At 74.4% G+C, this 23201-nt stretch carries 17 protein-coding genes; 12 read left to right on the top strand and 5 right to left on the bottom strand.

Annotated features, from left to right (window positions below; genetic code table 11):
• The first annotated feature begins 153 nt into the window (after positions 1-153).
• Both FHS87_RS18470 and FHS87_RS18465 read left to right on the top strand, forming a co-directional pair.
• On the top strand, positions 154-1296 hold the full coding sequence (locus FHS87_RS18470) for an epoxide hydrolase family protein (RefSeq protein WP_184520869.1): 1143 nt from the start codon (positions 154-156) through the stop codon (positions 1294-1296).
• Positions 1297-1327: 31 nt separating this feature from the next.
• Positions 1328-1510, top strand: a complete 183-nt coding sequence (locus FHS87_RS18465; protein WP_184520868.1) for a hypothetical protein — start codon at positions 1328-1330, stop codon at positions 1508-1510.
• On the opposite strand, the gene FHS87_RS18460 is transcribed toward FHS87_RS18465, so the two are convergent.
• On the bottom strand, positions 1504-2754 hold the full coding sequence (locus FHS87_RS18460) for an MFS transporter (protein ID WP_184520867.1): 1251 nt from the start codon (positions 2752-2754) through the stop codon (positions 1504-1506). The genes FHS87_RS18465 and FHS87_RS18460 overlap by 7 nt on opposite strands.
• Positions 2751-7472 (bottom strand): NAD-glutamate dehydrogenase domain-containing protein, encoded by a 4722-nt coding sequence (locus FHS87_RS18455; RefSeq protein ID WP_184520866.1) that lies wholly within the window; start codon positions 7470-7472, stop codon positions 2751-2753. The genes FHS87_RS18460 and FHS87_RS18455 overlap by 4 nt, the downstream gene beginning before the upstream one ends.
• Before the next feature lie 146 nt (positions 7473-7618).
• Between FHS87_RS18455 and FHS87_RS18450 the strand changes: the two genes are divergently transcribed.
• Positions 7619-8857: a cupin domain-containing protein gene (locus FHS87_RS18450; RefSeq protein ID WP_184520865.1), complete on the top strand. Its 1239-nt coding sequence runs from the start codon at positions 7619-7621 to the stop codon at positions 8855-8857.
• On the top strand, positions 8857-9684 hold the full coding sequence (locus FHS87_RS24320; RefSeq protein WP_184520864.1) for an OmpA family protein: 828 nt from the start codon (positions 8857-8859) through the stop codon (positions 9682-9684). The genes FHS87_RS18450 and FHS87_RS24320 overlap by 1 nt, the downstream gene beginning before the upstream one ends.
• 8 nt (positions 9685-9692) lie before the next feature.
• Here FHS87_RS24320 and FHS87_RS18440 read toward each other — a convergent pair whose 3' ends face one another.
• Positions 9693-10514: an alpha/beta fold hydrolase gene (locus FHS87_RS18440; RefSeq protein WP_184520863.1), complete on the bottom strand. Its 822-nt coding sequence runs from the start codon at positions 10512-10514 to the stop codon at positions 9693-9695.
• 192 nt (positions 10515-10706) lie between these two features.
• Between FHS87_RS18440 and FHS87_RS18435 the strand changes: the two genes are divergently transcribed.
• From FHS87_RS18435 to rfaE1, 6 genes are read left to right on the top strand one after another with little or no spacing between them, the layout of a single operon-like run.
• On the top strand, positions 10707-11732 hold the full coding sequence (locus tag FHS87_RS18435; RefSeq protein WP_184520862.1) for a sulfate ABC transporter substrate-binding protein: 1026 nt from the start codon (positions 10707-10709) through the stop codon (positions 11730-11732).
• Positions 11729-12562 carry a sulfate ABC transporter permease subunit CysT gene (cysT, locus tag FHS87_RS18430; RefSeq protein ID WP_221300107.1) on the top strand — a complete coding sequence of 278 codons (834 nt, stop codon included), beginning with the start codon at positions 11729-11731 and terminating at the stop codon, positions 12560-12562. The genes FHS87_RS18435 and cysT overlap by 4 nt, the downstream gene beginning before the upstream one ends.
• A 10-nt stretch (positions 12563-12572) precedes the next feature.
• A complete protein-coding gene (cysW, locus tag FHS87_RS18425; RefSeq protein ID WP_184520861.1) occupies positions 12573-13409 on the top strand; it encodes a sulfate ABC transporter permease subunit CysW in 837 nt (278 codons plus the stop codon).
• 30 nt (positions 13410-13439) lie between these two features.
• Positions 13440-14477, top strand: coding sequence for a sulfate/molybdate ABC transporter ATP-binding protein (locus tag FHS87_RS18420; RefSeq protein ID WP_184520860.1), 1038 nt, complete (start codon positions 13440-13442; stop codon positions 14475-14477).
• Between the two features lie 44 nt (positions 14478-14521).
• Positions 14522-15700, top strand: a complete 1179-nt coding sequence (locus FHS87_RS18415; protein WP_184520859.1) for an AGE family epimerase/isomerase — start codon at positions 14522-14524, stop codon at positions 15698-15700.
• The gene (rfaE1, locus tag FHS87_RS18410) at positions 15700-17148 is read left to right on the top strand and encodes a D-glycero-beta-D-manno-heptose-7-phosphate kinase (protein ID WP_456306623.1); all 1449 of its coding nucleotides are present in this window, start codon (positions 15700-15702) and stop codon (positions 17146-17148) included. Before FHS87_RS18415 ends, rfaE1 begins: the two co-directional genes overlap by 1 nt.
• A 127-nt stretch (positions 17149-17275) precedes the next feature.
• Here the strand turns inward: rfaE1 and FHS87_RS18405 are convergent, their stop codons facing one another.
• Positions 17276-18469, bottom strand: coding sequence for a pyridoxal phosphate-dependent aminotransferase (locus tag FHS87_RS18405; RefSeq protein ID WP_184520857.1), 1194 nt, complete (start codon positions 18467-18469; stop codon positions 17276-17278).
• A gap of 51 nt (positions 18470-18520) precedes the next feature.
• Positions 18521-20095, bottom strand: a complete 1575-nt coding sequence (gene purH, locus FHS87_RS18400) for a bifunctional phosphoribosylaminoimidazolecarboxamide formyltransferase/IMP cyclohydrolase (RefSeq protein ID WP_184520856.1) — start codon at positions 20093-20095, stop codon at positions 18521-18523.
• Between the two features lie 373 nt (positions 20096-20468).
• Between purH and FHS87_RS18395 the strand changes: the two genes are divergently transcribed.
• Positions 20469-21290 carry an SDR family oxidoreductase gene (locus tag FHS87_RS18395; protein WP_184520855.1) on the top strand — a complete coding sequence of 274 codons (822 nt, stop codon included), beginning with the start codon at positions 20469-20471 and terminating at the stop codon, positions 21288-21290.
• On the top strand, positions 21290-23119 hold the full coding sequence (locus tag FHS87_RS18390; protein ID WP_246418521.1) for a glycoside hydrolase family 15 protein: 1830 nt from the start codon (positions 21290-21292) through the stop codon (positions 23117-23119). The genes FHS87_RS18395 and FHS87_RS18390 overlap by 1 nt, the downstream gene beginning before the upstream one ends.
• Positions 23120-23201: the final 82 nt, after the last annotated feature.

Below are 23201 nucleotides of genomic sequence, written 5' to 3'. Positions count from 1 at the left end.
GCGCGGGATCTGTCCCATCGTCCGAACTCCTTGAACTGTTTTCCTCTGGCGGGAGCATAGACCGCCCTCTCGCGGCGGCGGAAGGGCCGAACCCCGCCCCGAAATCCCCGCGCCGCCTGCGGCGTTGCAGGGGACGGCAGAGGGAGAAGCCGGATGGAATCACGCCCGTTCCAGGTCGTATGGCCCCCGGCGGAGCTTGCCCGGCTGCGCGAGCGGCTGCGCGCCACGCCCTTTCCCCGCGTCCCAGAGATGGCAGGGTGGGAATACGGCTGCGACCCCACCTTCCTCGCCGCCCTGCGCGACCACTGGATCGAGGGCTATGACGCGGAGGCCGCGGCCGCCGGGCTGAACCGCCACCCGCAGATCCTCGCCCGGATCGAAGGCTTGGACATCCACGCCATCCATGTCGTCGGCGAGGCGGAGGGGCGGCGGCCGCTTCTCCTCACCCACGGATGGCCGGGATCGGTGGTGGAGTTCCTGGACGTGATCGGCCCGCTCGCCTTCCCCTCCCGCCATGGCGGCGAGGCGCGGGACGCCTTCGACCTCGTCATCCCCTCGCTGCCCGGCTTCGGATTCTCGGGCAAGCCGCGCGCGCCGGTCGGCGCCCGCACGGCGGCCCGGATGTTCGATGCGCTGATGCGCGGGCTCGGCTACCCCCGCTACCGCGCCCAGGGCGGGGACTGGGGCGCGGCGGTTTCGGCCTGGCTCGCCCTCGAGCACACCGCCTCGGTCAGGGCGATCCATCTGAACTACGTGCTCGTCCAGCCCGATGCCTCACCCGAGATGGCGGAGGAGACCGCCTGGAAAGCCGCCTTCGATGCGAGCCAGCAAAGGCTCGGCGCCTATGCGCAGCTGCAGGGGACGAAGCCGCAGTCGCTCGCCTATGCGATGCAGGACAATCCGCTAGCCCAGGCCGCCTGGATCGCCGAGCGCTTCCACGACTGGGCCGACCTGCGCGAGCGGCCTTTCGAGGCCGTCTTCGGCACCGACCGGCTGCTCACGAACATCATGACCTATGTGATGAACGACGCCTTCACCACCGCGGCCTGGTTCTACGCGGGCGCCGCGGCGGAGGGCATCCGCAGGATGCCGCCCGGGCGCCGCGTGGAAGTGCCCACCGCCCTCGCCGCCTATCCCGACCCGCGCAGCCCCTTCCCGCCACGGGGCTGGGTGGAGCGGGGCTATGCCGTCAGCCGCTGGACGGAGCAGCCGCGCGGGGGGCATTTCGCGGCGATGGAGGCGCCGGAATCCTTCGTCGCCGATCTCCGCGCCTGGGGGCGCGAGACGGATGGCTGACGCACCGCCACCGGAGAGGGGGATATTCAGAATGGCCGACGAGAAGCCCTCGGGGCACAGCGCGAGCCTCGACCTGCGCGTGGGCAACCACCTCACGATCAAGGCGGAGACGCGGGTGACGACGGGCGGGCTGCTCGCGATCGGGGCGCTCGTCTCCGGGATCATCCTCGCCACCGTGCCGCTCGTCGCCGCGGCGCGGCGGCGGCGCTACTGACGCGCGGGCTCCCGCACCCCAAGCAGCAGCGCGGCGCCGAGCGCCATGAAGGCGGCGGTCGTCGCCATGCCCGCGCGCTGGCTGCCGCTCGCCTCCGTCACCGCCGCCAGCACGGCAGGGCCGAGAAAGCCCGTGATGCGGCCGGAAAGGGCGAAGAGGCCGAAATGCGCCGCCACCTCCCCCGGCGGGGCCAGCCGCGCCATCAGCGTGCGCGAGGCCGCCTGCGCCGGGCCGAAGAAGAGGCCGAGCACGAGGGCCAGCGCCCAGAAGAGCGCGGTGCTCTCCACGAGCACGAGCGCCGTTCCGATGACGACGAGGGCGAGGAGGGAGGCGAGCACGGTGCGCCTCGATCCCAGCCGGTCCTCCACCAGCCCGCCCAGCGCGGCGCCGAGACCGGCGGAGACGTTCATCGCGATGCCGAAGATCAGTACCCGCTCGAACGGCATCCCGTGGACGCCCGCGGCGAAGATGGCGCCGAAGGCGAAGAGCGTGTTCAGCCCGTCCGTGTAGAAGAGCCGCGCGACGAGGAAGCGCAGCATCGCCGGGCGCGCGGGCAGGCCGCGCAGCACCGCCCCGATCTCCCGCAACCCCTCCCGCGCCGCCCGGCCCCAGGAGGGGCGCGCGCCGGGCGGGTCGCGATAGGCGAGCAGCACCGGCCAGCCGAAGAAGAGGATCCAGGCGCCGACCAGCAGCGCCGCGGCGCGGATATGCTCCCCCGCCGCCCGGTCCAGGCCGAGGGGCGAGGGATCGGGCCGGACGAGGCCGAAGAGGCAGAGGACGAGGCAGGCCAGCCCGCCCGCATAGCCCAGCCCCCAGGCGAGGCCGGAGACGCGCCCCATCCGCCCGGGCCGCGCCACCTCCGGCAGCATCGCATTGTAAAAGACGGTCCCGACCTCGAAGGCCACCGTCGCCAGCCCGACGAGGGCGAGGACGAGCAGCGCCGGGTCGGTGAAGCCGGGCGCGAACCAGATCGCCGCGGTGAGGCAGGCCGTGGCGAGGGTGCAGAGGGCGAGCATGAGGCGCCGCCGCCCGCCCGCATCCGCCACCGCGCCGAGCACGGGCGAGAGGATCGCGATGGCGACCCCCGCCCCCGTCTGCATCCACCCCCACTGCGCCTGCCCCGTCGCCGGGTCGGGCGCCAGCCCCTGGGCGAACCAGGTGGCGATGACGAAGGTGGTGACGACGGTGGGAAAGGCGCTGTTGGCCCAGTCGTAGAAGGCCCAAGCCAGCTCGCGCCGGTTCAAAGCGGCATGGCCCGCTCCAGCGCCCGCAGCGCCACCGAGACGGCCGCCAGCTCCCCCTGCCCCGCCGCTTCCCGCGCCAGGCGCAGCGCGGCCTCGGCCGGGCGCGGCGCCTCGCCGGCCAGGGCGGCGCGGGCGATCCGGGCCTGGAGCGCGCCGAGATCCTCCAGCAGCGCGCCCCGCGCGCGCGGGCCGAAGGCGCCGGGGGCGGGGGCGGCGCGGGCGGCGGCCCGTAGCGCCTCCAGCCCGAAATCGCGCCCGGCGGCGTCCCAGGCGGCGGCGGCCCCGGCGGGCGGCACCCCCGCGCTGGCCGCCAGCCGCACGATGCCGATGGCGGCGGAGAGCGGGCCGGCCCCCGCCACCAGCCGCGCCGCCGCCGGGGGAAGCGGGTCCCCTTCCGGCACCGGCACGGCCTCGATCAGGGCGGAGACGCCCGGTTGCAGCAGGGCCTCCGCCTCACCCAGCGGGGCGGCGGTGTCGTCCATCAGCGCCCGCGCGGCATCCTCGTGCAGGCGCCGGATGGCCAGCAGCGCGGAGCGCCGCGCCTCGGGCGGGATGGCGGCGGCATCGAGCGAATCCGCCGCCGCGCCGATGCCGAAGAGCCGGTCGGCCAGCCAGGCCGCGCGGGCGACGGCGGCCGGGTCGCCCTCCCCCGCCAGCCGCGAGAGGCCGGCCGGGCCGAGGCGGTTGGCCGCGGCATTGGCCAGCATCGTCGCGATGAGGTTGCGGCGCAGCCGGTGCGTCTCGATCAGCTCGGGGAAGCGCTCCTGCAGGGGGTGCGGGAAATAGCCCCTGAGCAGGGGGATGAGCGCGGGGTCGTCCGGCAGCGCGCCGTCCTCCACCGCCTCCACCAGCCAGAGCTTGGCCACGGGCAGCAGCGCCGCGATCTCGGGGCGGGTCAGCGCGTCGCCCGTGCCGATCCGCTCGGCCATCCGCGCCGCCGAGGGCAGGCCGAGCACGGCGCGGTCCAGCAGCCCCGCCGCTTCCAGCCGGCTCATCAGCGCGGCCTGGGCGGGCAGCGCCTCGGCGCCCGCCGCCTGCTCGAGGGAGAGGGCGCCGAACTGCGCGGCATTGTCCGCCAGCACGAGGGAGGCGACCTCGTCGGTCATGGATTCCAGCAGGTCGTCGCGCTGGCGCCGCGTCAGCTTCCCGCCCCGCTCGGCCTCGGCGAGCAGGATCTTGATGTTCACCTCGTGGTCGGAGGTGCTGACCCCCGCGGAGTTGTCCAGCGCGTCGGTGTCGAGCGCGACGCCCGCACCGTTGTTTCCAAGGCGCGCGGCCTCGATGCGCCCGGCCTGGGTGATGGCGAGGTTGGCGCCCTCCCCCAGCACGCGCGCGCGGATCTCCCGCCCGTCCACGCGCAGCGGGTCGTTCGCGCGGTCCCCGGCCTCGGCCTGGGATTCCGTGCTCGCCTTCACATAGGTGCCGATGCCGCCGAAATAGAGCAGGTCCACATCGGCGCGCAGGATGGCGCGCATCACCGCCGCGGGCTCCGCGCGCTCCTCCTCGATGCCGAGCAGCGCCCGCGCCTGGGGCGAGAGCGGGATGAACCTCGCATTGCGCGGGAAGACGCCGCCGCCCTCGCTCACCAGGCGCACGTCGTAATCCGCCCAGGAGGAGCGGGGCAGGCGGAAGAGCCGCTCGCGCTCCGCGAAGGAGGTCTCGGGATCGGGGTCGGGATCGATGAAGATGTGGCGGTGGTCGAAGGCCGCGACGAGCCGCGTCCGCCGGGAGATCAGCAGCCCGTTGCCGAACACGTCGCCCGACATGTCGCCCACCCCCGCGCAGGTGAAGGGATCGCGCTGGATGTCCATGCCGCGCTCGGCGAAGTGGCGCGCGATCATCACCCAGGCACCGCGCGCGGTGATGCCCATCTCCTTGTGGTCGTATCCCGCCGAGCCGCCGGAGGCGAAGGCGTCGCCCAGCCAGAAGCCATACTCGCCCGAGAGCCCGTTCGCGATGTCGGAGAAGGTGGCCGTGCCCTTGTCGGCGGCGGCGACGATGTAGGGGTCGTCCCCGTCCCGCCGCACCACGCGCGCGGGCGGCACCACAGCGCCGTCCGCGCCGAGATTGTCGGTCACGTCCAGCATCGCGCGGATCAGCGTGCGGTAGGCGGCGACACCCGCGGCCATGAAGGCCTCGCGCTCGCCCATGGGCGGGACATTGCCCTTCAGGATAAAGCCGCCCTTCGCGCCCGTCGGCACGATGATGACGTTCTTCAGCCGCTGCGCCTTCATCAGCCCGAGGATCTCCGTGCGGAAATCCTCCCGCCGGTCGGACCAGCGGATGCCGCCGCGCGCGACGGGCCCGGCGCGGAGGTGGCAGCCCTCCATGTGCATGGCGGAGACGAAGATCTCCCGCCAGGGGCGCGGATCGGGCATCTCGCCAGCCCGTGCGCTCTCGATCTTGAGGGAGAGGTAGTCGCGCCCCTGGAAGTAGTTCGTGCGCAGCACGGCATCGAGCGCGGTGCGGAGCCGCGAGAGGATGCGGTCCGCATCGGGGTCCGTGACGCCCTCGATCAGCGCCGACCATTCGGCGGCGGCCCGCGTCTCCGCTCCCTCGCGATCCGCCGCATCGGGATCGAAGCGCGCGTTGAAGAGCGCGACGAGAACGCGCGCGGCCTCCGGGTTCGCGGCCAGCGCCGCCTCAACCGCGGGCTGGGGGAAGGCAAAGCCCACCTGCTTGCACCAGCGGAAGAGCGCGCGCAGCAGCCAGGCCTCGCGCCAGGTGATGCCGGCGCGCAGCACCAGCCGGTTGAAGCCGTCCGCCTCCGCCCGCCCCGCGAGCAGGGCGGAGAGGGCGTCCAGCAATTCGTCGAAGCGGCTCTCCGGCATCTCGGCGCCGGCTTCCACACCGTAGACATGCAGCGCGACGGGATCGACGCCGGAAGGGCAGAGGCGCCAGGGCTGCTCCTCGATGGCGCGGAGGTCGAGGCTCTCGAAGAGCGGCAGCATGTCGGCGAGCGCCAGCTTCGCGCCGGGGCTGGCGAGGCGCAGCACCAGCCGCCGCGGCCCCTCGCCCGGCGCGCGGGCGATGGCAGCCACGGGCCCGCCCGCCCCCAGCGCCGCCTCGGCCAGCCGCAGGTCGGCCACGCCCTGGGAGGGGGTGGAGACCTCCGGATAGGCGGCGGGGAAGGCGCCGGACCAGCGGGCGGCGAGGCGCGCGCCCTCGGCCTCCCCGGCCTCCTCGGCCAGCGCCTCGGCCAGCGCCTCGGGGAAGCCGCGCGCGGCGCGGGCGATGGCGGCCTCCAGCGCGGGGAGGTCCACCTCGAAGGGCGTCTCCGGCCGGGTGCCGATGACGTAGTGGATGCGCGCCAGCGGCGTGTCGCCGAGGGCGATGTAGAAGGCCGAGAGCCGCCCGTTGAAGGCGGCGGCGAGGATGCGCCCCACCCGCTCGCGCAGCCGCGTGTCGAAGCTCTCCCGCGGGAGCCAGGCGATGGCGGAGACGAATCGCCCGAAGGGATCGCGCCGCAGGGTGAGGGCCGGGCGCGGGCGGATGGTCAGGTCCACCGCCACGCGGGCGCCGGCCAGGATCTCCGCCTCTTCCGCCTGGAACAGTTCGTCGCGCGGCCAGGTGTCCAGCACGGACTGGAAGGCGCGGGAATCGTGGCTGTCCGGCGCGGCGCCGGAGGCCGCGAGCACCCGCCGCACCTTCGGCGCCAGCCAAGGAATGGAGCGCGGGCTGCGGTTATAGGCGGTGGCCGCGAACAGCCCCATGAAGAGCCGCACGCCCGTCACCCGCCCATCGGGGGCGAGGATGCGGGTGGCGATCACGTCCGCATGGCTGGGGCGGTGGACGCGGACGCGGAGGTTCCCCTTGGCCACCGTCAGCGCCACGGGCTGGGCGAGGGAGGCGCGCACGGGGCCGGGCACGGCCGAGAGGTCGCGCAGCGCGTCGAACACCACCACCCCGGGGTCGCGCAGCAGGCCCAGCCCGTCCTCGGCCACCATGGGGCCCTCGGCCGGCACCCGCAGCAGGCGGTGGCCGAGCAGGACGAAATTGTCCTCGGTCAGCCAGCGGAGGAAGGCGATCGCCTCCTCCCCCTCCGCCGCCCCGGCCAGCTCCAGCTCGGCCTCCTTCAGCCGGGCGAGCATGGCGGGGAAGTCCGTCACGGACATCCGCACCTCGGCCAGGGCGCGGGCGAGCGCCGCCTCCACCCCCGGCCAGTCCGCGACGGGCGGCGCCCCCGCGCCCAGGCGCCGGGCGGCGCCGGGGGCGATCTCGATCCGCATCATGCTCTCGTTCGTCCCGCCCGGCGCCGCGGGGCCGATGGCGGTGAGCACCCCCGACGCATCGCGCGAGACGCCGAGGATGGGGTGCAGCAGGCGCCGCACCGCCCGGCCGGAGAGGGTGAGCGCCGCCAGCGCGCTCTCCACCAGGAAGGGCATGTCGTCGGTGACGATCTCGGCCACCGCCCTGGCGCCGCGCCCGTCGGCGGCGGGAGGGCTGAGCCGCAGCTTCGCCTCCCCCTTCCGCCGCGTGCCGGCCAGGGCGTGCAGGGAGGCGGCATCGGCCGCCAGCGCCTCGGGCGCCATGCCGGCCAGCTCGGCCAGGGGGATCGCACCGGCCAGGGCGCGCAGCAGGGCGCGGCCCGTGGACGGCAGGCCGGGCGCGAGGCGGGCAAGCGCCGCCTCCGCCTCGGCCAGCAGCACCTCCCGCATGCCGTCCATGGCTCCGGGCCCCGAGGGGGGCGCCGGGGGCGGCTTCAGGTCGTCGGGCATCGCGTCTCTCCTCCGCGCGGGGGAGGATCGGGAAGGCGGGCGCGGCGCGCAAGCGCGGGCGGGCCCTTCCCTTCGCCCGGCGGAAATCTTTTCGCAGCCGCCTCCCCTGGCCGCCCCGCCCCGATCGCCTCTAACTTGGCGGGGCCATGCAGCTCACCCTCGCCGACCTCCTCGCCCCGATGGACCCCGCGCGGTTCCTGGCGGAGTTCCACGACAGGCAACCCGTGCACATCAAGGGCGGGGCGGGAAAGTTCGCCGGGGTCCTCTCCTGGTCCGTGATCGACCGGCTGCTGAACCAGACCCATATCTGGTCGAGCCAGTCCCTCAAGCTGCAGATGGACATCCAGCCCGTCCCGCCCGAGGCCTACTGCATCCGCGCCACGGGCCGCGACAACACGCCGGTGATGCAGCCCGACGCCGGGCGCCTGCGCGAATGGGTGGCCAAGGGCGCCTCCGTCGTGCTGAACGACGTGGACAGCCTCACCCCCGGGCTGGCGAGCGTGTCGGAGGCGCTGGAGGGAGCGGGGTTCGGCCGCGCCCAGGCGAATGTCTACATCTCCTTCCAGGCCCATAAGGCCTTCCCCACCCATTTCGACACCCACGACGTCTGGGCGGTGCAGGTGGAGGGCGAGAAGACCTGGAACATCTGGTCCGGCCGCGCCGACTACCCCATCCCCCACCCGGCCTTCCGCAGCCTCGGCCAGGCGCATCACGAGCGCGCCCGGGGCACCCTGCGGGAGAAGGTGCTGCTGAAGGCGGGAGACCTGCTCTACCTCCCCCGCGGCTGGTACCACGACGCCCTGGCCGAGGGCCCGGCCTCGGTCCATGTCGCCTATGGCGTCCACGCGCCGATCGGGCTCGACCTCGCCAACATGCTGGCCGAGCGGGCGCTGCAGGAGCCCCTGTTCCGCCAGCCCCTGCCGCGGCAGGACGGCACGCCCGCCGCCCAGTTCGCCCTCACCAGCCGCGCCGCCCAGCTGGGCCAGCGGCTCGCCGAGCTGGCGCGGGACCCGCAGGTCCTCCAGGTCCTCGCCCGCCACGTGGCGGAGGCGCGCTATCCCCGCGGCGGGGTGAACCTCCTCGCCGCCCGCGGGCTGGAGCCGGAAGGCGCGGCGGGGGCGGCGCCGGAGGGGGGCGGGGCGGGCTTCCGCGTCCTCCCGACCGGGGCGAAGCCCGTGCGCCGAGGCGCGGACTGGGTGCTCAAGACCCCCTCCGCCACCCTTCCCCTTACCCCGCCCGAGGCGGAGGCCGCGAACTGGATCCTCGCCCGGCGCGAGGTGGACGAGGACGCGCTCCGGGCCGCCCATCCCGCGGTGGACGCCCCCGCCCTGCTGCACCGGCTGAGCGACGCCGGCGCCCTCGCCGCCACCGGAGCCGCCCTCTGATGCCCTTGCCCCCGCGCCTGCCCCCGCTCCTACCCCTGGGGGCCGCCGCCCTTCTCCTCGCCCTTGCCGCCGGCCCCGCCCTCGCCCAGGCGCCCGGCCGGCCGCCGCCGCCCTTCAGCTGCGCCGGGGCGGAGGAGCTGGAGGACGACGTCTTCGAGATCCCCTTCGCCGCCGGGCGGGACACGGTCACCGAGGCCGCCCGCGCCAATCTCGGGGCCGCCGTCGCGCTGCTGAAGCGCGAGCCGGACCGCAACGCCTGCATCCTCGGCCATGCCCGGCGCGAGGGCGGGCAGCAGACGAGCGTGCAACTCGCCGCCCGCCGCGCCCGCGCGGTGCGCGAGGCCCTGCGCGCGGCGGGGCTGCCCGAGTCCCGGCTGCGCTCCGAGGCGCGGGTCGCCGGCTTCAGCCGCACCACCGGCAACACCGTGGCCCGCAGCGTCTCCGTGGTGGTGATGCCCGTCACCGCGCCGGTGCCGGAACGCGCCCCGGCCGAGCCGCGCTCAGAGGAGGCGCCCCGCCCGCCCGCGCGCGAGGTGCCGCCGCCCCCGGCGCCCCCGCCATCCGCCCCGGCGCGCGAGACGGTGCGCCCGCCGGCCGAGCCGCCCGCGGAGCCGCCGCCGCGCGAGGTGACGCCGCCGCCCGCCCCTCCCCCGGCCGAGGCCCCGGCGCGGGAGACCACCCGCCCCGCCCCGGAGCCCCCCGCCCCGCCGCCCCGCGAATCCGCATCACCGCGTGATGCCGCGTCGCCACGCGATGCCGCGTCGCCGCGCGACGCCGGGGCGCCGGAGCAGCCGGCGGAGGGCGCGCCGCGGGGGCGGGCGGAGTAGCCCTGCTCTTAAGTCCCGGGGGCCAGGGCGGCGTTCACCGCCCCGGCCGCCTCGAAGGCGACCCAGTGCCCGGCGCCGGGCACCACCAGCGGCTCCGCGCCGCGCGCGCGGAAGAAGCTGATCCGATCCGCCAGATGGGGCACCACGATCGCGTCATGCTCCCCGTAGATCACGCGGAGCGGCAGCCGGCTCCCCTCCAGCGCGTCGCGCAGGGAGGCGGGGCCCGTCACGCTCCGGCTGCGGAAGCGGGCGTGGTCGCTGTTCCAGGCCTGGATGGCGAGGGCCTCGGCGTCGATACGGGCGGGGTCGTGGATCATCAGCCGGGCGAGGTTCTCCCGGTGCGCGGCGGCCCTGTCCTCCCCCACCCGGTCACGCACGGGAACGAGCGGCACGGGCTGCCGCGGCAGGCCGAGCGAGCCGGCGCCGAGCAGGGTCAGGGAGGCCGCCCCGCCGCCCCGCGCCGCGACGAGGCCGGCGATGGTCGCGCCGAAGGAGAAGCCGACGAGGTCGTAGGCGGCGCCCCCGCCCAGCCGCGCGGCGATCCCCTCCGCGACGAGGGCGGCGTATCCCGGCAGCTCCGTGCCGGCCGGCGGGAGGTCCGATTCGCCGAGGCCCGGGAGATCGGGCGCCAGCACGCGGCGGCGCCTCGCCAGCGGCCCGATGTTGCGCGCCCAGTGGCGCCAGGACCCGGCCCCGCCATGGAGCAGCACGACGGGCGGTCCCTCGCCCCATTCGTGCCAGACAATCCGCCCCGCCCCGGCCGGGGTTTCCGCGCGGGCGGCGGTGGCGGAGAGGTGGTCCAGCCGGACCGTGGCATCGGCGCTCTGCATTGCGGGAATGGTCGGGCAAACTGGCGGGCAGGGGAACCTCCCGGCCCGTCACCGCAATTCCACAACCTATTCCTGTGCAGTGCTGAGCGGCGCGCTGACGGAATGGTGAATTCCGCCGCCTCTCCCGGCACTCCAAGCTCCCCCTCCCGCCACGAGGGCGAGCCGCACCAGCCCGGCGGCAGAGGAGACGCGATGAACATCATCCAATCGCGCCGCAGCCTGGCCGGCACCCTGCTCGGCGCCGCAGCCCTCGCGGCGGGCGGCGCCCGGGCGCAGTCCACGCCGACGCTGCTCAATGTGAGCTACGACCCGACGCGGGAGCTGTACCGCGCCTTCAACGCCGCCTTCGCCGCGCGCTGGGCGAGCGAGAACGGCGGGCAGCGCGTGCGGGTGAACACCTCCCATGGCGGGTCGGGCGCGCAGGCGCGCACGGTGATCGACGGGCAGCAGGCGGATGTCGTCACCCTCGCCCTCGCCTACGACATCGACGCCATCGCCGAGCGCGGGCTGATCGAGCGCGACTGGATCACGCGCCTGCCCAACAACAGCGCGCCCTACACCAGCACCATCGTCTTCCTCGTGCGCAAGGGGAACCCGAAGGGGCTGCGGGACTGGGGGGACCTGGTGAAGGACGGGGTGAGCATCGTCACGCCCAATCCGAAGACCTCGGGCGGGGCGCGTTGGAACTACCTCGCCGCCTGGGCCTGGGCACGGCGCCAGCCCGGCGGGTCCGATGCCACGGCAGAGGAGTTCCTGGGCAGGCTCATGCGCGGGGTGGCCGTGCTGGACACGGGCGCGCGCGGATCGACCACCAGCTTCGTCCAGCGCGGCCAGGGCGACGTGCTGCTCGCCTGGGAGAACGAGGCCTATCTCGCCATGAAGGAGTTCGGCGAGGGCGGGTTCGACATCGTCGCCCCCTCCGTCTCCATCCTGGCGGAGCCCTCGGTGGCGGTGGTGGACCGCAACGTGGAGCGCCGCGGCACGCGCGCGCTGGCCGAGGCCTATCTGCGCCATCTCTACACGCGCGAGGGGCAGGAGATCGCGGCGCGCAACTTCTACCGCCCGCGCGACCCGGCGGCGCTCTCCGCCGCCACGATCCGCTTCCCCGAGATGAACCTCGTCACGGTGGACGGGGAGTTCGGCGGCTGGGCGGCAGCGCATCGCGCGCATTTCGCCGATGGCGGCAGCTTCGACCGCGCCTACCGGCCCGCGCGTTGACCACGGCCCGCGCCCATCGCGACCCGCTGCCGGGCTTCGGCCTCTCGCTCGGCGTGACGCTCGCCTGGCTGTCGCTGATCGTGCTCGTGCCGCTCTCGGCGCTGGCGCTGCGGCCCTGGGAGCTGGGCGTGTCGGGCGTGATCCGCGCGCTGTCGGACGCGCGGGTGCTGGCGGCGCTGCGCCTCTCCTTCGGCTCGGCGCTGCTCTCGGCGCTCGCGAACCTGCCGCTCGGGCTGCTCGTGGCCTGGGTGCTCGTGCGGATGCGCTTTCCCGGGCGGCGGTTGCTGGACGCGATGGTGGACCTGCCCTTCGCCCTGCCCACCGCCGTCGCGGGGCTCGCGCTCACCGCGCTCTTCGCGCCGAACGGCTGGCTGGGCGCGCCGCTGAAGGAGATCGGCGTGGCGGTGGCCTACACCCCGTTCGGCGTCTTCGTCGCGATGATGTTCGTCGGCCTTCCCTTCGCGGTGCGGACGGTCGAGCCCGTGCTGCGCGACCTCGGCACGGAGGCGGAGGAGGCGGCGGCGACGCTGGGGGCCGGGCGCGCGCAGGCGCTCGTGCGGGTGGTGCTGCCCGCCCTCGCGCCCGCGCTGCTGACGGGCTTCGGCCTCGCCTTCGCCCGCGCCGTGGGCGAGTATGGCAGCGTGATCTTCATCGCCGGCAACCGCCCCATGGTCAGCGAGATCGCGCCGCTGCTGATCGTGCAGCGGCTGGAGGCCTTCGACTATGCCGGCGCGGCGGCGATCGGGCTGGCGATGCTGGCGGTCTCCTTCCTCGCGCTGCTGCTGCTCGGCCTCGTCCAGGCATGGCTGCGGCCGGGGCGGCGCGGGTGAGGCCGGCCGCTTGACCCCTGGCCCCGCCGCGCGCGATCCGGCGCCGCTCCGATGGGGGGTGGCGATCCTCGCCTTCCTGCTGCTCACGGTTTTCCTCGCCCTGCCGCTGGCCGCGGTCTTCACCGAGGCGCTGCGGCGCGGCTGGGGCACGGTGCTGGACGCCTATGCCGACCCCGACGCGATGGCCGCGATCCGCCTCACCCTGCTGGTGGCGGCCATCTCCGTGCCGGTGAACACGATCGGCGGCATCGCCGCGGCCTGGTGCGTGGCGAAGTACGACTTCCCGGGCAAGCGGCTGCTGACCGCGCTGATCGAGCTGCCCTTCTCCGTCTCCCCCGTCATCTCCGGCATGGTCTTCGTGCTCCTCTTCGGGGCGCAGGGCTGGTTCGGACCGTGGCTGCAATCGCGGGACATCCAGATCGTCTTCGCCCTTCCCGGCCTCGTGCTGGCGACCGTCTTCGTCACCTTCCCCTTCGTCGCGCGCACGCTCATCCCGCTCATGCAGGAACAGGGGCGCGCGGAGGAGGAGGCGGCGGCGACTCTGGGCGCGGGCGGCTGGCAGACCTTCCGGCTGGTCACGCTGCCCAACATCAAATGGGCGCTGCTCTCGGGCGTGCTCCTCTGCAACGCGCGCGCGATGGGGGAGTTCGGCGCCGTCTCCGTCGTCTCCGGCCATATCAGGGGGGAGACGAACACGATGCCGCTGCACATCGAGATCCTCTACAACGAGTACCAGTTCGCGGCGGCCTTCGCCGTCGCCGCGCTGCTCGCGCTGCTGGCCCTCGTCACGCTCGTCGCGAAGACGGTGCTGGAGCGCCTCTCCGGGCGGCGGGAGATGGTGCATTGACCCCGCGCGGCACCGGGCGATGATGCGGGCATGAGCGGTACGGGCGTCGAGATCAGGGATGTCGCGCGGCGCTTCGGCCCGGGCGCCGCGGCGCTGGACGGCGTCAGCCTCTCCGTGCGGCCGGGGGAGTTCGTGGCGCTCCTCGGCCCCTCGGGCAGCGGCAAGACGACCTTGCTGCGCATCCTCGGCGGGCTGGACCACGCGGATGCGGGCAGCGTCGCGATCGGCGGGCGGGACATGGCGGGGGTGCCGGCGCGCGAGCGCGGCATCGGCTTCGTCTTCCAGAGCTACGCGCTCTTCCGCCACATGGACGTCTTCTCAAACGTCGCCTTCGGGCTGCGCGTGCGGCGGCGGAACCGCCCGCCCGCGGCCGAGATCGCGGAGCGCGTGCGGCGGCTGCTCTCCCTCGTGCAGATTCCTGAGATGGAGCGGCGCTACCCCGACCAGCTCTCGGGCGGGCAGAGGCAGCGCGTGGCGCTGGCGCGCGCCCTGGCCATCGAGCCCTCGCTGCTGCTGCTGGACGAGCCTTTCGGCGCGCTCGATGCCCAGGTGCGCAAGGACCTGCGCCTCTGGCTGCGCGGCCTGCAGGAGGAGGTGGGCATCACCACCATCCTCGTCACCCACGACCAGGACGAGGCGATGGAGGTGGCGGACCGCGTGGCGGTGATGCGCGCGGGCCGGATCGCGCAGTTCGGCACGCCGGACGCGCTGCTGGAGAACCCGGCGGACGCCTTCGTGGCCGGCTTCCTCGGCGAGGCGAACCGCCTCCTCTGCACGGTGCGGGCCGGCGTCGCGCATTTCGAGGGCGATGCCCTGCCGCCCCTGCCCGTCCAGGCGCCGGAGGGGCGGGCGCTCGCCTTCATCCGCCCGCACGAGCTGCTGGCGCGCGCGGCGCCGGACGGCCCCTTCACCCTCCGCGCCCTCCGCCCGGCCGGGCCCGGCACGCGGCTGGTGGTCACGGGCCCCCGGGGCTCCTTCGACGCGGTGGCGGCGCCGGACGCCCCCCTGCCCCGCCGCGGGGAGCCCTGCGCGCTCGAGGCGCAGGCCGCGCGCATCTTCCCGGCCTGAGGGGATACGTCCTGTCCATCTTTTTCGGCTAAGCCCCGGGGGCGATGCCGACCCTCCGTGATGCCCTGACCTGGCTGCGCGACCTCTCCTGGCCCCTCTGGCTGGAGAGGGGCGTGGATTGGCCGCGCGGCGGCTTCCACGAATCGCTGGAGCTGGACGCGCCGCACTGCACCGCCGACTTCCGCCGGCTGCGCGTGGCGGCGCGGCAGGTCTATGTCTTCGCCGAGGCCCATGCCGCCGGCCTGCCCCGCGCGGCGGAGGCGGTTGAGCTGGGCGTGGACTTCCTGCGGCGCCGCGCGCGGCAGGAGGATGGGGGCTATGCCCGGCTCTTCGGCCTCGACGGCTCGGTGCGGGACGACCACCGCGACCTCTACGACCACGCCTTCGTCCTGCTCGCCCTTGCCAGCGCCGCGCGGGTCCTGCCGCCGGAGCCGCTGCGGCGGGAGGCGCTGGCCCTGCTCGCCCTGCTGGATGCGCGCTTCCGGCACCCGATGGGCGGCTATGTCGAGGGCCTGCCCCCTTCCCTGCCGCGCCGCCAGAACCCGCACATGCACATGCTGGAGGCCTGCCTCGCCGCCTGGGAGGCGTTCGGGGAGCCCCCCTTCCGGGACCGGGCAGGGGAGATGGCGGGGCTCTTCGCCACCCGCTTCTTCCACCCCGCCACCGGCACCCTGGCCGAATACTACGACGAGGCCTGGGTGCCGCTGCAGGATGGCGGGCGCCACGCGGTGGAGCCCGGCCATCACTGCGAATGGGTCTGGCTGCTGCAATGGGGGGGCCAGGCGCTGGGCGGGCCCGGCGGGGTGGCCCTCCCCGGGCTGCTCGGCTTCGTGGACCGGCACGGGGTGAACCCCGCCCTCGGCACGCTGCGCGACGAGCTCTGGAGCGACGGGGCGGTGAAGGCGCCGGGCTCGCGCCTCTGGCCGCAGACGGAGCGGCTGAAATCCGAGGCCCTGCGCCCGGACGCGACGGAGGCGGGACTCTCCCGCGCCCTCTCGGCGCTCTGGCGGCATCTCGGCGGCGCGCCGCCCGGCCTGTGGTTCGAGCGGCTGGACCCGGAGGGCCGCCCTCTGCCCGGCCCGGCGCCGGCGAGCAGCCTCTACCATCTCACCGCCGGCATCCTCACCGCCGCCGGGCCGGGGACGCGCGGCGAGAAACCCGCTATCTCCCCCGCGGAGTCCGCGGAACCCGCGGACGGCCCGGGCAGGAGGGGCGTGGCATGATCGATTTCACCGGCCGGCGCATCCTGTGCCTGGGCGACGTGATGCTGGACCGCTTCCACTACGGGCGGATCGACCGGATCTCGCCCGAGGCGCCCGTGCCCGTGGTGCGGATGGGTGAGAACCGCGCCATGCTCGGCGGCGCGGGGAACGTGGCGCGCAACATCGCCTCCCTCGGCGGCGAGGCCGTGCTGGTGGGCGTGGTGGGCGCCGATGCCGCGGGGCGGGAGGTCACGGCGCTGATCGCCGGCACGCCGGGGCTGGTGGACGCCACCACCACCTGCTCCCTGCGCCCGACCATCGCCAAGACGCGGATCATCGCCGGCCACCAGCACGTCGTGCGCCTGGACGAGGAGGAAACGGGCCCGATCGCGGACGCGGAGGCCGCCGCCATCCGCGAGCGGGTGGAGGCGCTGCTGCCGGGCTGCCACGCCCTCGTCCTCTCGGACTACGCCAAGGGGCTGCTGCGCGAGGATGTCGTGCGCCACGCGATCGGCGCGGCCCGCCGCCTCGGCCTGCCCGTGCTGGTCGATCCCAAGCGGCCGGATTTCGGCTTCTATGCCGGGGCCACGCTGCTGACGCCGAACCTGAAGGAGCTGCGCGCCGCCGCCCCTGGCCCGACGGGGACAGAGGAGGAGCTGGCCGCCGCCGCCCGCGCCCTGCTCGGCCCCTCCGGGGTGGGCGCCATCCTCGTCACCCGCTCGGAGAAGGGGATGCTGCTGGTGGAGGCCGGGGGCGGCGTCCACACCGTGCCCGCCCACGCGAAGGAGGTGTTCGACGTCTCCGGCGCGGGGGACACGGTGATCGCCGCCCTGGCGCTCGCCGTCGCCGCCGGGAACCCGCTGCCGCGCGCCATGCGGATCGCCAATGCAGCGGCCGGGGTGGTGGTGGGCAAGCTCGGCACGGCCACGCTCGACATCGCGGAACTCGCCGCGGCCCTGGAGGCGGATGCACCGGGCGACGGCGGCATCGAGGGCAAGATTGCCCCCTCGCCGGGGCGGGCGATCCCGGTCATCGAGGCATGGCGCCGGCGGGGGCTGGAGATCGGCTTCACCAACGGGTGCTTCGACATCCTCCACCGCGGCCATGTCACCATGCTCCAGGCCGCCCGGGCGAAATGCGACCGGCTGGTGGTGGCGCTGAACACGGATGACAGCGTGCGGCGGCTGAAGGGCCCCACGCGCCCGGTGAATGCGCTGGAGGACCGGCTGGCGGTGATCGCGGCGCTGGGATCCGTCGATCTCGTCCTCGCCTTCGCGGAGGACACGCCCCTGGAGCTGATCCGGCGCCTCCAGCCGGACGTGCTGTTCAAGGGCGCGGACTACCGGGAGGAGGACGTCGTGGGCGGCGATGTCGTGCGGGCGCGCGGCGGGCGCGTGGCGCTGATCGACCTCGTCCCCGGGCGCTCCACCACGGGGATCATCGCGCGGAGCCGGGCGACGGCGGGCTAGAGCATTCTCAAGCCGGGTGGAAGCATCCGGCGGCTCGGGAAATGCGACAGAGCAAGAGGCTGGAGCGGTTGCCGTGAGCCATGGCGAACGGAGGCCGCTCCAGGCCGCCGGCCCGGCGCCGGGCGCGCTACTTCTCGCCCAGCACGCGGGTGAGCCGCGCCACCGCCTCCCGCGCGAGGGCGGGGCTGACGGCGAAGCAGATGCGGATGAAGCCCTCGCCCTCCGGCCCGAAGGCGGTGCCGGGGGCGACGCCCACCTTCGCCTCCCGCAGCAGGCGGAAGGCGAGGTCGAGGCTCGTCTCCCCCGTCTCCACCCGGGCCATGATGTAGAAGGCGCCCTCGGGCGGGAAGACCGTGACGCCGCGCAGGCGCGAGAGGCCGTCCACCATGATGGCGCGGCTCTCGGCGCAGCGGCCGACCATGGTGCGGATGAAGCCGTCCCCCTCCTCCAGCGCCGCGACGGCGGCGTGCTGGATGAAGGTGGGGATGGAGGTCGTGTTGTACTGGCCGAGCTTGGAGAAGGTGTCCGCCAGCCCCGCGGGATAGACCATCCAGCCCGCGCGCCACCCCGTCATCGCCCAGTTCTTGGAGAAGGTGTTGGTGACGATCAGCCGGTCGGTCGGCGTGCAGAGCTGGAGGAAGGAGGGGGCGATCGCGTTGCCGTAGGTGAAGTGGGCGTAGACCTCGTCGGAGATGATCCAGAGGTCCCGCCGGCGGGCGAGGTCGAGCAGCGCCCGCATCTCGGCCATCGGCATCACCCAGCCCGTGGGGTTGGAGGGCGAGTTCACCACAACGACCCGGCTGCGCGGCGTGATCGCCGCCTCGATATCCTCCAGCGGCAGGGTGAAGCGGCCGTCGCCCGTGCTGCGATAGGGGACGGTGACGGGCACGGCGCCGTTCACCCGCGCGGCCTCGGCGAGGTTCGGCCAGTTCGGGGTGGGGATGATGATCTCGTCGCCCGGCTCCATCAGCGCCTGGCAGGCCTGCATGATGGCGTTCATGCCGCCGGCGGTGATGGCGAATCGGTCCGGCGCCACCTCCACGCCCCAGTGGCGGCGGTGGTAGTCGGCCAGCGCCTGATGCAGCCGGGGAAGGCCGCGGGAATAGGTGTAGCGGGTTTCGCCCGCCAGCATGGCGCGGTGCGCGGCCTCGGTGATGAAGTCGGGGGTGGGCAGGTCGCCCTCCCCGATCCAGAGCTTCACCACCTCCGGGTCGTCGCGCCCCCGGTCGGCGACGAGGCCGATCTGGCTGGTGCCCACCCCCCGGATATGGCTGGGCAGGCTGTCGGCGAGGTCGGGGGCAAGGCTCGGGGCGGCGCTCATCCCCCGGTTCTGCCGCCCCGCCGAGAGTTGGGGAAGGGGGGATGCCCCCCTTCAGTGCCGGAAGTGCCGCATCCCCGTCATCACCATGGCGAGCCCGGCCTCGTCGGCCGCCGCGATCACCTCGTTGTCGCGCATGGAGCCGCCGGGCTGGATCACCGCCGTCGCCCCGGCCGCCGCCGCGGCCTGGAGGCCGTCGGCGAAGGGGAAGAAGGCGTCGGAGGCCACGACGGAGCCCTGGGCGAGCGGCGTGTCGAGTCCCGCAGCCTTCGCGGCCTCGGCGCTCTTCCAGGCGGCGATGCGGGCGGAATCCACCCGGCTCATCTGCCCCGCGCCGATGCCCACGGTCGCGCCGCCCCTGGCATAGACGATGGCGTTCGACTTCACGTGCTTGCAGACGCGGAAGGCGAAGATGAGGTCGTTCATCTCCTGCGGTGTCGGCTGGCGCTTCGTCACCACGCGGAGGTCGGCCACCGCCACGCGGCCGGCGTCGCGCGACTGGGCGAGGAAGCCGCCGCCGACGCTGCGGAAGGTCAGGCCCGGCGCCGCGGGGTCGGGCAGGCCGCGCGTCAGCAGCAGGCGGAGGTTCTTCTTGCGGGCAAAGATCGCGCGCGCGGCGTCGTCCGCGTCGGGCGCGATCACCACCTCGGTGAAGATGGAGGTGATACGCTCGGCGGCCTCCGCGTCCAGCGGGCGGTTGGCGGCCATGATGCCGCCGAAGGCCGAGACGGGGTCGCAGCGCAGCGCCGCATCCCAGGCGGCGTTGAGGTCCGCCGCCATCGCCACGCCGCAGGGATTGGCGTGCTTGACGATGACGATCGCCGGCTCCTCGAACTCCGCCACCGCCTCGAAGGCGGCGTCGGTGTCGTTGAGGTTGTTGTAGGACAGCTCCTTGCCCTGCACCTGGTCGGCGGTGGCGATGCCGGGGCGGCGCGTGCCGTCGAGGTAGAAGGCCGCGCTCTGATGCGGGTTCTCGCCGTAGCGCAGCGTCTGCTTCAGCATGCCGGGGATGGAGAGGCGGGGCGGGAAGTCCTGCTCCAGCTCCCCCGCGAACCAGCGGGAGATGGCGGCGTCATAGGCCGCGGTGCGGGCATAGGCGGCGGCGGCGAGCCGCTTGCGGGTAGAGAGCGAGGTGCCGCCCGTCTCGGCGATCTCCCGCGCCACCTCGATCAGCTGCTCCGGCTCGGTCAGCACGGCGACATGGGCGTGGTTCTTGGCCGCGCTGCGGATCATGGCGGGGCCGCCGATATCGATGTTCTCGACGCAGTCCTCATAGGAAGCCCCGCGTGCGACGGTGGCCTCGAAGGGGTAGAGGTTGACGAGGACGAGGTCGATCGGCGCGATCCCGTGCTTCTCCACCTGCGCCACGTGCTCCGGCAGGTCCCGGCGGAAGAGCAGGCCGCCATGGACGCCGGGGACGAGGGTCTTCACCCGCCCGTCCAGGATCTCGGGGAAGCCCGTGTGGTCGGAGAGCTCCACCACGGGGATGCCCGCCTCGCGCAGGGCCTTGGCCGTGCCGCCGGTGGAGAGGATCTCCGCCCCCTGGGCGGCGAGGGCGCGGGCGAACTCCACCAGCCCCGTCTTGTCGGAGACGGAGAGGAGGGCGCGGCGGATGGGGAGGGTGGCCATGGCCCGGCGGATAGCGCGGGGCGGCGCGGCGGGAAAGGCGAAACGGCCGCGGGGCAGGCCCGAGCAGGGATCGGGGCGGGGGCGGCCGAGTCGCTGCCGGGAACACCACGCGAACCCTCTTGTGGTGCGAGGAGGGGTGGGGCCACCAGGGATTGTGGTTTCCCCCACCAGAACGTCCGTCACCGATTCGTTCGCGCGACTCGGGGAAGGCCTTTGATTCTCCTGTCACCCCGGCCCGCCGCGTTCGACAGGCGTTCGGGCCTCGACTCGGAGACGAACCGGAACACGCCCCCGCAGCCACGGCATCGAACCCCGGCCCGCGGCGGGCGTTGGACGGCTCGGGCCCTGCCCTTCCCCGCCCCATGGAACTCCGATGACCGCAGCCCCCGACCGCCCCGCCCGCCTGCTCCTTGAGGGCCGGCGCGCCCTCGTCACCGGCGCCTCATCCGGCATCGGGCTCGCCGTCGCGCGGGAGCTGGCCCGGGCGGGGGCGGCGGTCGCGGTGAACTACCACTCGAAGGCGGAGCCGGCCGAGGCGCTGGCCCGGGAGATCCGGGATGCCGGCGGGCAGGCCGTGGCCCTGGGCGGGGATGTTTCCTCCGAGGAGGGCGCGGTCGGGCTGGTGGAGGGCACCGTCTCGGCGCTGGGCGGGATCGACCTGCTCGTCGCCAATTCCGGCATCCAGAAGGATGCCGCGGTGGCGGAGATGTCGCTGAAGGACTGGGAGGCGGTGATCGGGGTGAACCTCACCGGCCAGTTCCTCTGCTGCCGGGAGGCGATCCGCGCCTTTCGCCGCGGCCCCGGGCGGCCCGCCGGCGCGCGGGGGACGATCGTCTGCATGTCCTCCGTCCACGAGGTCATCCCCTGGGCGGGGCATGTGAACTACGCCGCCTCCAAGGGCGGCATCCACATGATGATGCAGACCCTCGCCCAGGAGGTGGCGCCCGACCGCATCCGGGTGAACGCCGTCGCCCCCGGCGCCATCCGCACCCCCATCAACCGCGACGCCTGGGAGACGGAGGAGGCGCTGGAGCGCCTGCTGCGCCTCATCCCCTACGGCCGCATCGGGGAGCCGGAGGACGTGGCGCGCGCCGTGGCCTGGCTCTCCTCGGACGAGGCCGACTACGTCACCGGCACCACCCTCTTCGTCGATGGCGGGATGAGCCTCTATCCCGGCTTCGTCGGGAACGGATGATGGGAGAGCCGATCGAGAACCACGGCATCGTCGGGGACCTGCGCACGGCGGCGCTGGTCGGGCTGGACGGGACGGTGGACTTCCTCTGCTGGCCGCGCTTCGACAGCCCGAGCGTCTTCGCCTCCATCCTCGACGACGAGCGCGGGGGCCAGTTCGAGCTGCGCCCCGCGCTGAACGGCGCGCGCCACCGCCAGCTCTACCTGCCCGACACGAACATCCTCCTCACCCGCTTCCTCTCGCATGAGGGCGTGGCGGAGATCTCGGACTACATGGCGCTGGGCCCGACGCAGCGGCTGGTGCGCCGCGCGAAGGCGGTGCGCGACCCCATGCGCTTCCGCATGCGCTGCGCCCCGCGCTTCGACTACGCCCGCGCCACCCACACGCTGCGGGAGGAGGGCGGCACCCTCGTCTTCGAGGGGCCGGAGGGGACGGCTCTGCGCCTGCGCGCCACCGTGCCGCTGCGGATCGAGGGCGGCGACGCCGTGGCCGAGTTCGAGCTCCGCGCCGGGCAGGCCGCCGCCTTCGTGCTGGAGGACGCGGCGGAGGGGAACGCCCTCCCCGCCGACCCGCACGATGTGGCGGAGTGCTTCAAGAGCACCGCCGATTCATGGCGCCGCTGGACCGCGCGCTCCACCTATCGCGGGCGCTGGCGGGACACGGTGAACCGCTCCGCCCTCGTGCTGAAGCTGATGACCTCGGCCGAGCACGGCTCGATGGTCGCGGCCCCCACCTTCGGCCTGCCCGAGACGATCGGCGGGGCGCGCAACTGGGACTACCGCTACACCTGGATCCGGGACGCGGCCTTCACCGTCTACGCCTTCCTTCGCATCGGCCACACGGCGGAGGCGATCGCCTTCATGCGCTGGCTGGCGGCGCTGGAGAAGGGCTCCGGCGAGCACGGCAGGCTGGAGCTGATGTACGGGCTCGACGGCCATCAGGAGCTGACGGAGACGATCCTGCCGCATCTCCGGGGCTACCAGGGCTCCGCCCCCGTGCGCATCGGCAACGGGGCGGCCGGGCAGCTCCAGCTCGACATCTACGGGGAGCTGATGGACGCCGCCTATCTCTCCGACAAGTACGGGGAGCAGATCTCGCACGAGGCCTGGGAGGGCGTGACGCGCTCGATGGACTGGGTGGCGGCCAACTGGGAGCAGGCAGACGAGGGCATCTGGGAGGTGCGCGGCGGGCGCCGCCACTTCCTGCACTCCCGGCTGATGTGCTGGGTGGCGCTGGACCGCGCGCTGCGCCTCGCGCGCAAGCGCTCCCTCCCCGCGCCGCTGGAGCGCTGGCTGCGCGCGCGGGACGCCATCTACAACGACATCCACACGAACTTCTGGGATCCCGTCGGGGCCGCCTTCGTGCAGAGCCGGGGCGGCACGACGCTGGACGCCGCCTGCCTGCTGATGCCGCTGATGCGCTTCATCAGCCCGACCGACCCGCGCTGGCTCTCCACCCTCGACGCTGTGGGAAGGCGCCTGGTGGATGACAGCCTGGTGCGCCGCTACGAGGACTCCTCGGTGGACGGGCTGGACGGCATCGAGGGCAGCTTCAACATGTGCTCCTTCTGGTATGTCGAGTGCCTGGCGCGGGCGGGCGACGTGAAGAAGGCGCGCTTCCTCTTCGAGAAGATGCTCGGCTACGCCAACCATCTCGGCCTCTACGCCGAGGAGCTGGGGCCGGCGGGGGAGCATCTCGGCAACTTCCCGCAGGCCTTCACCCATCTCGCCCTCATCAGCGCGGCGCACTACCTCGACCGCGCGCTCTCGGCCCGCGAGGGGGCGCCGCCGGACGAGATGGGCGTGCCGCCCTATCCCACGACCGGCCTGTAGCGGGCCGGCCCCGTGGGGAGGGGGGCGTGGCCGGCCGGGGGAGGCGTGCTAGGATCGGAGGGGCAATGATTCCCCGCCCCCG

Origin of the sequence: Muricoccus pecuniae, assembly GCF_014199205.1 — a bacterium.
GTDB lineage: Bacteria > Pseudomonadota > Alphaproteobacteria > Acetobacterales > Acetobacteraceae > Roseomonas > Roseomonas pecuniae.
This window is presented reverse-complemented; position numbering and strand designations above follow the sequence as displayed.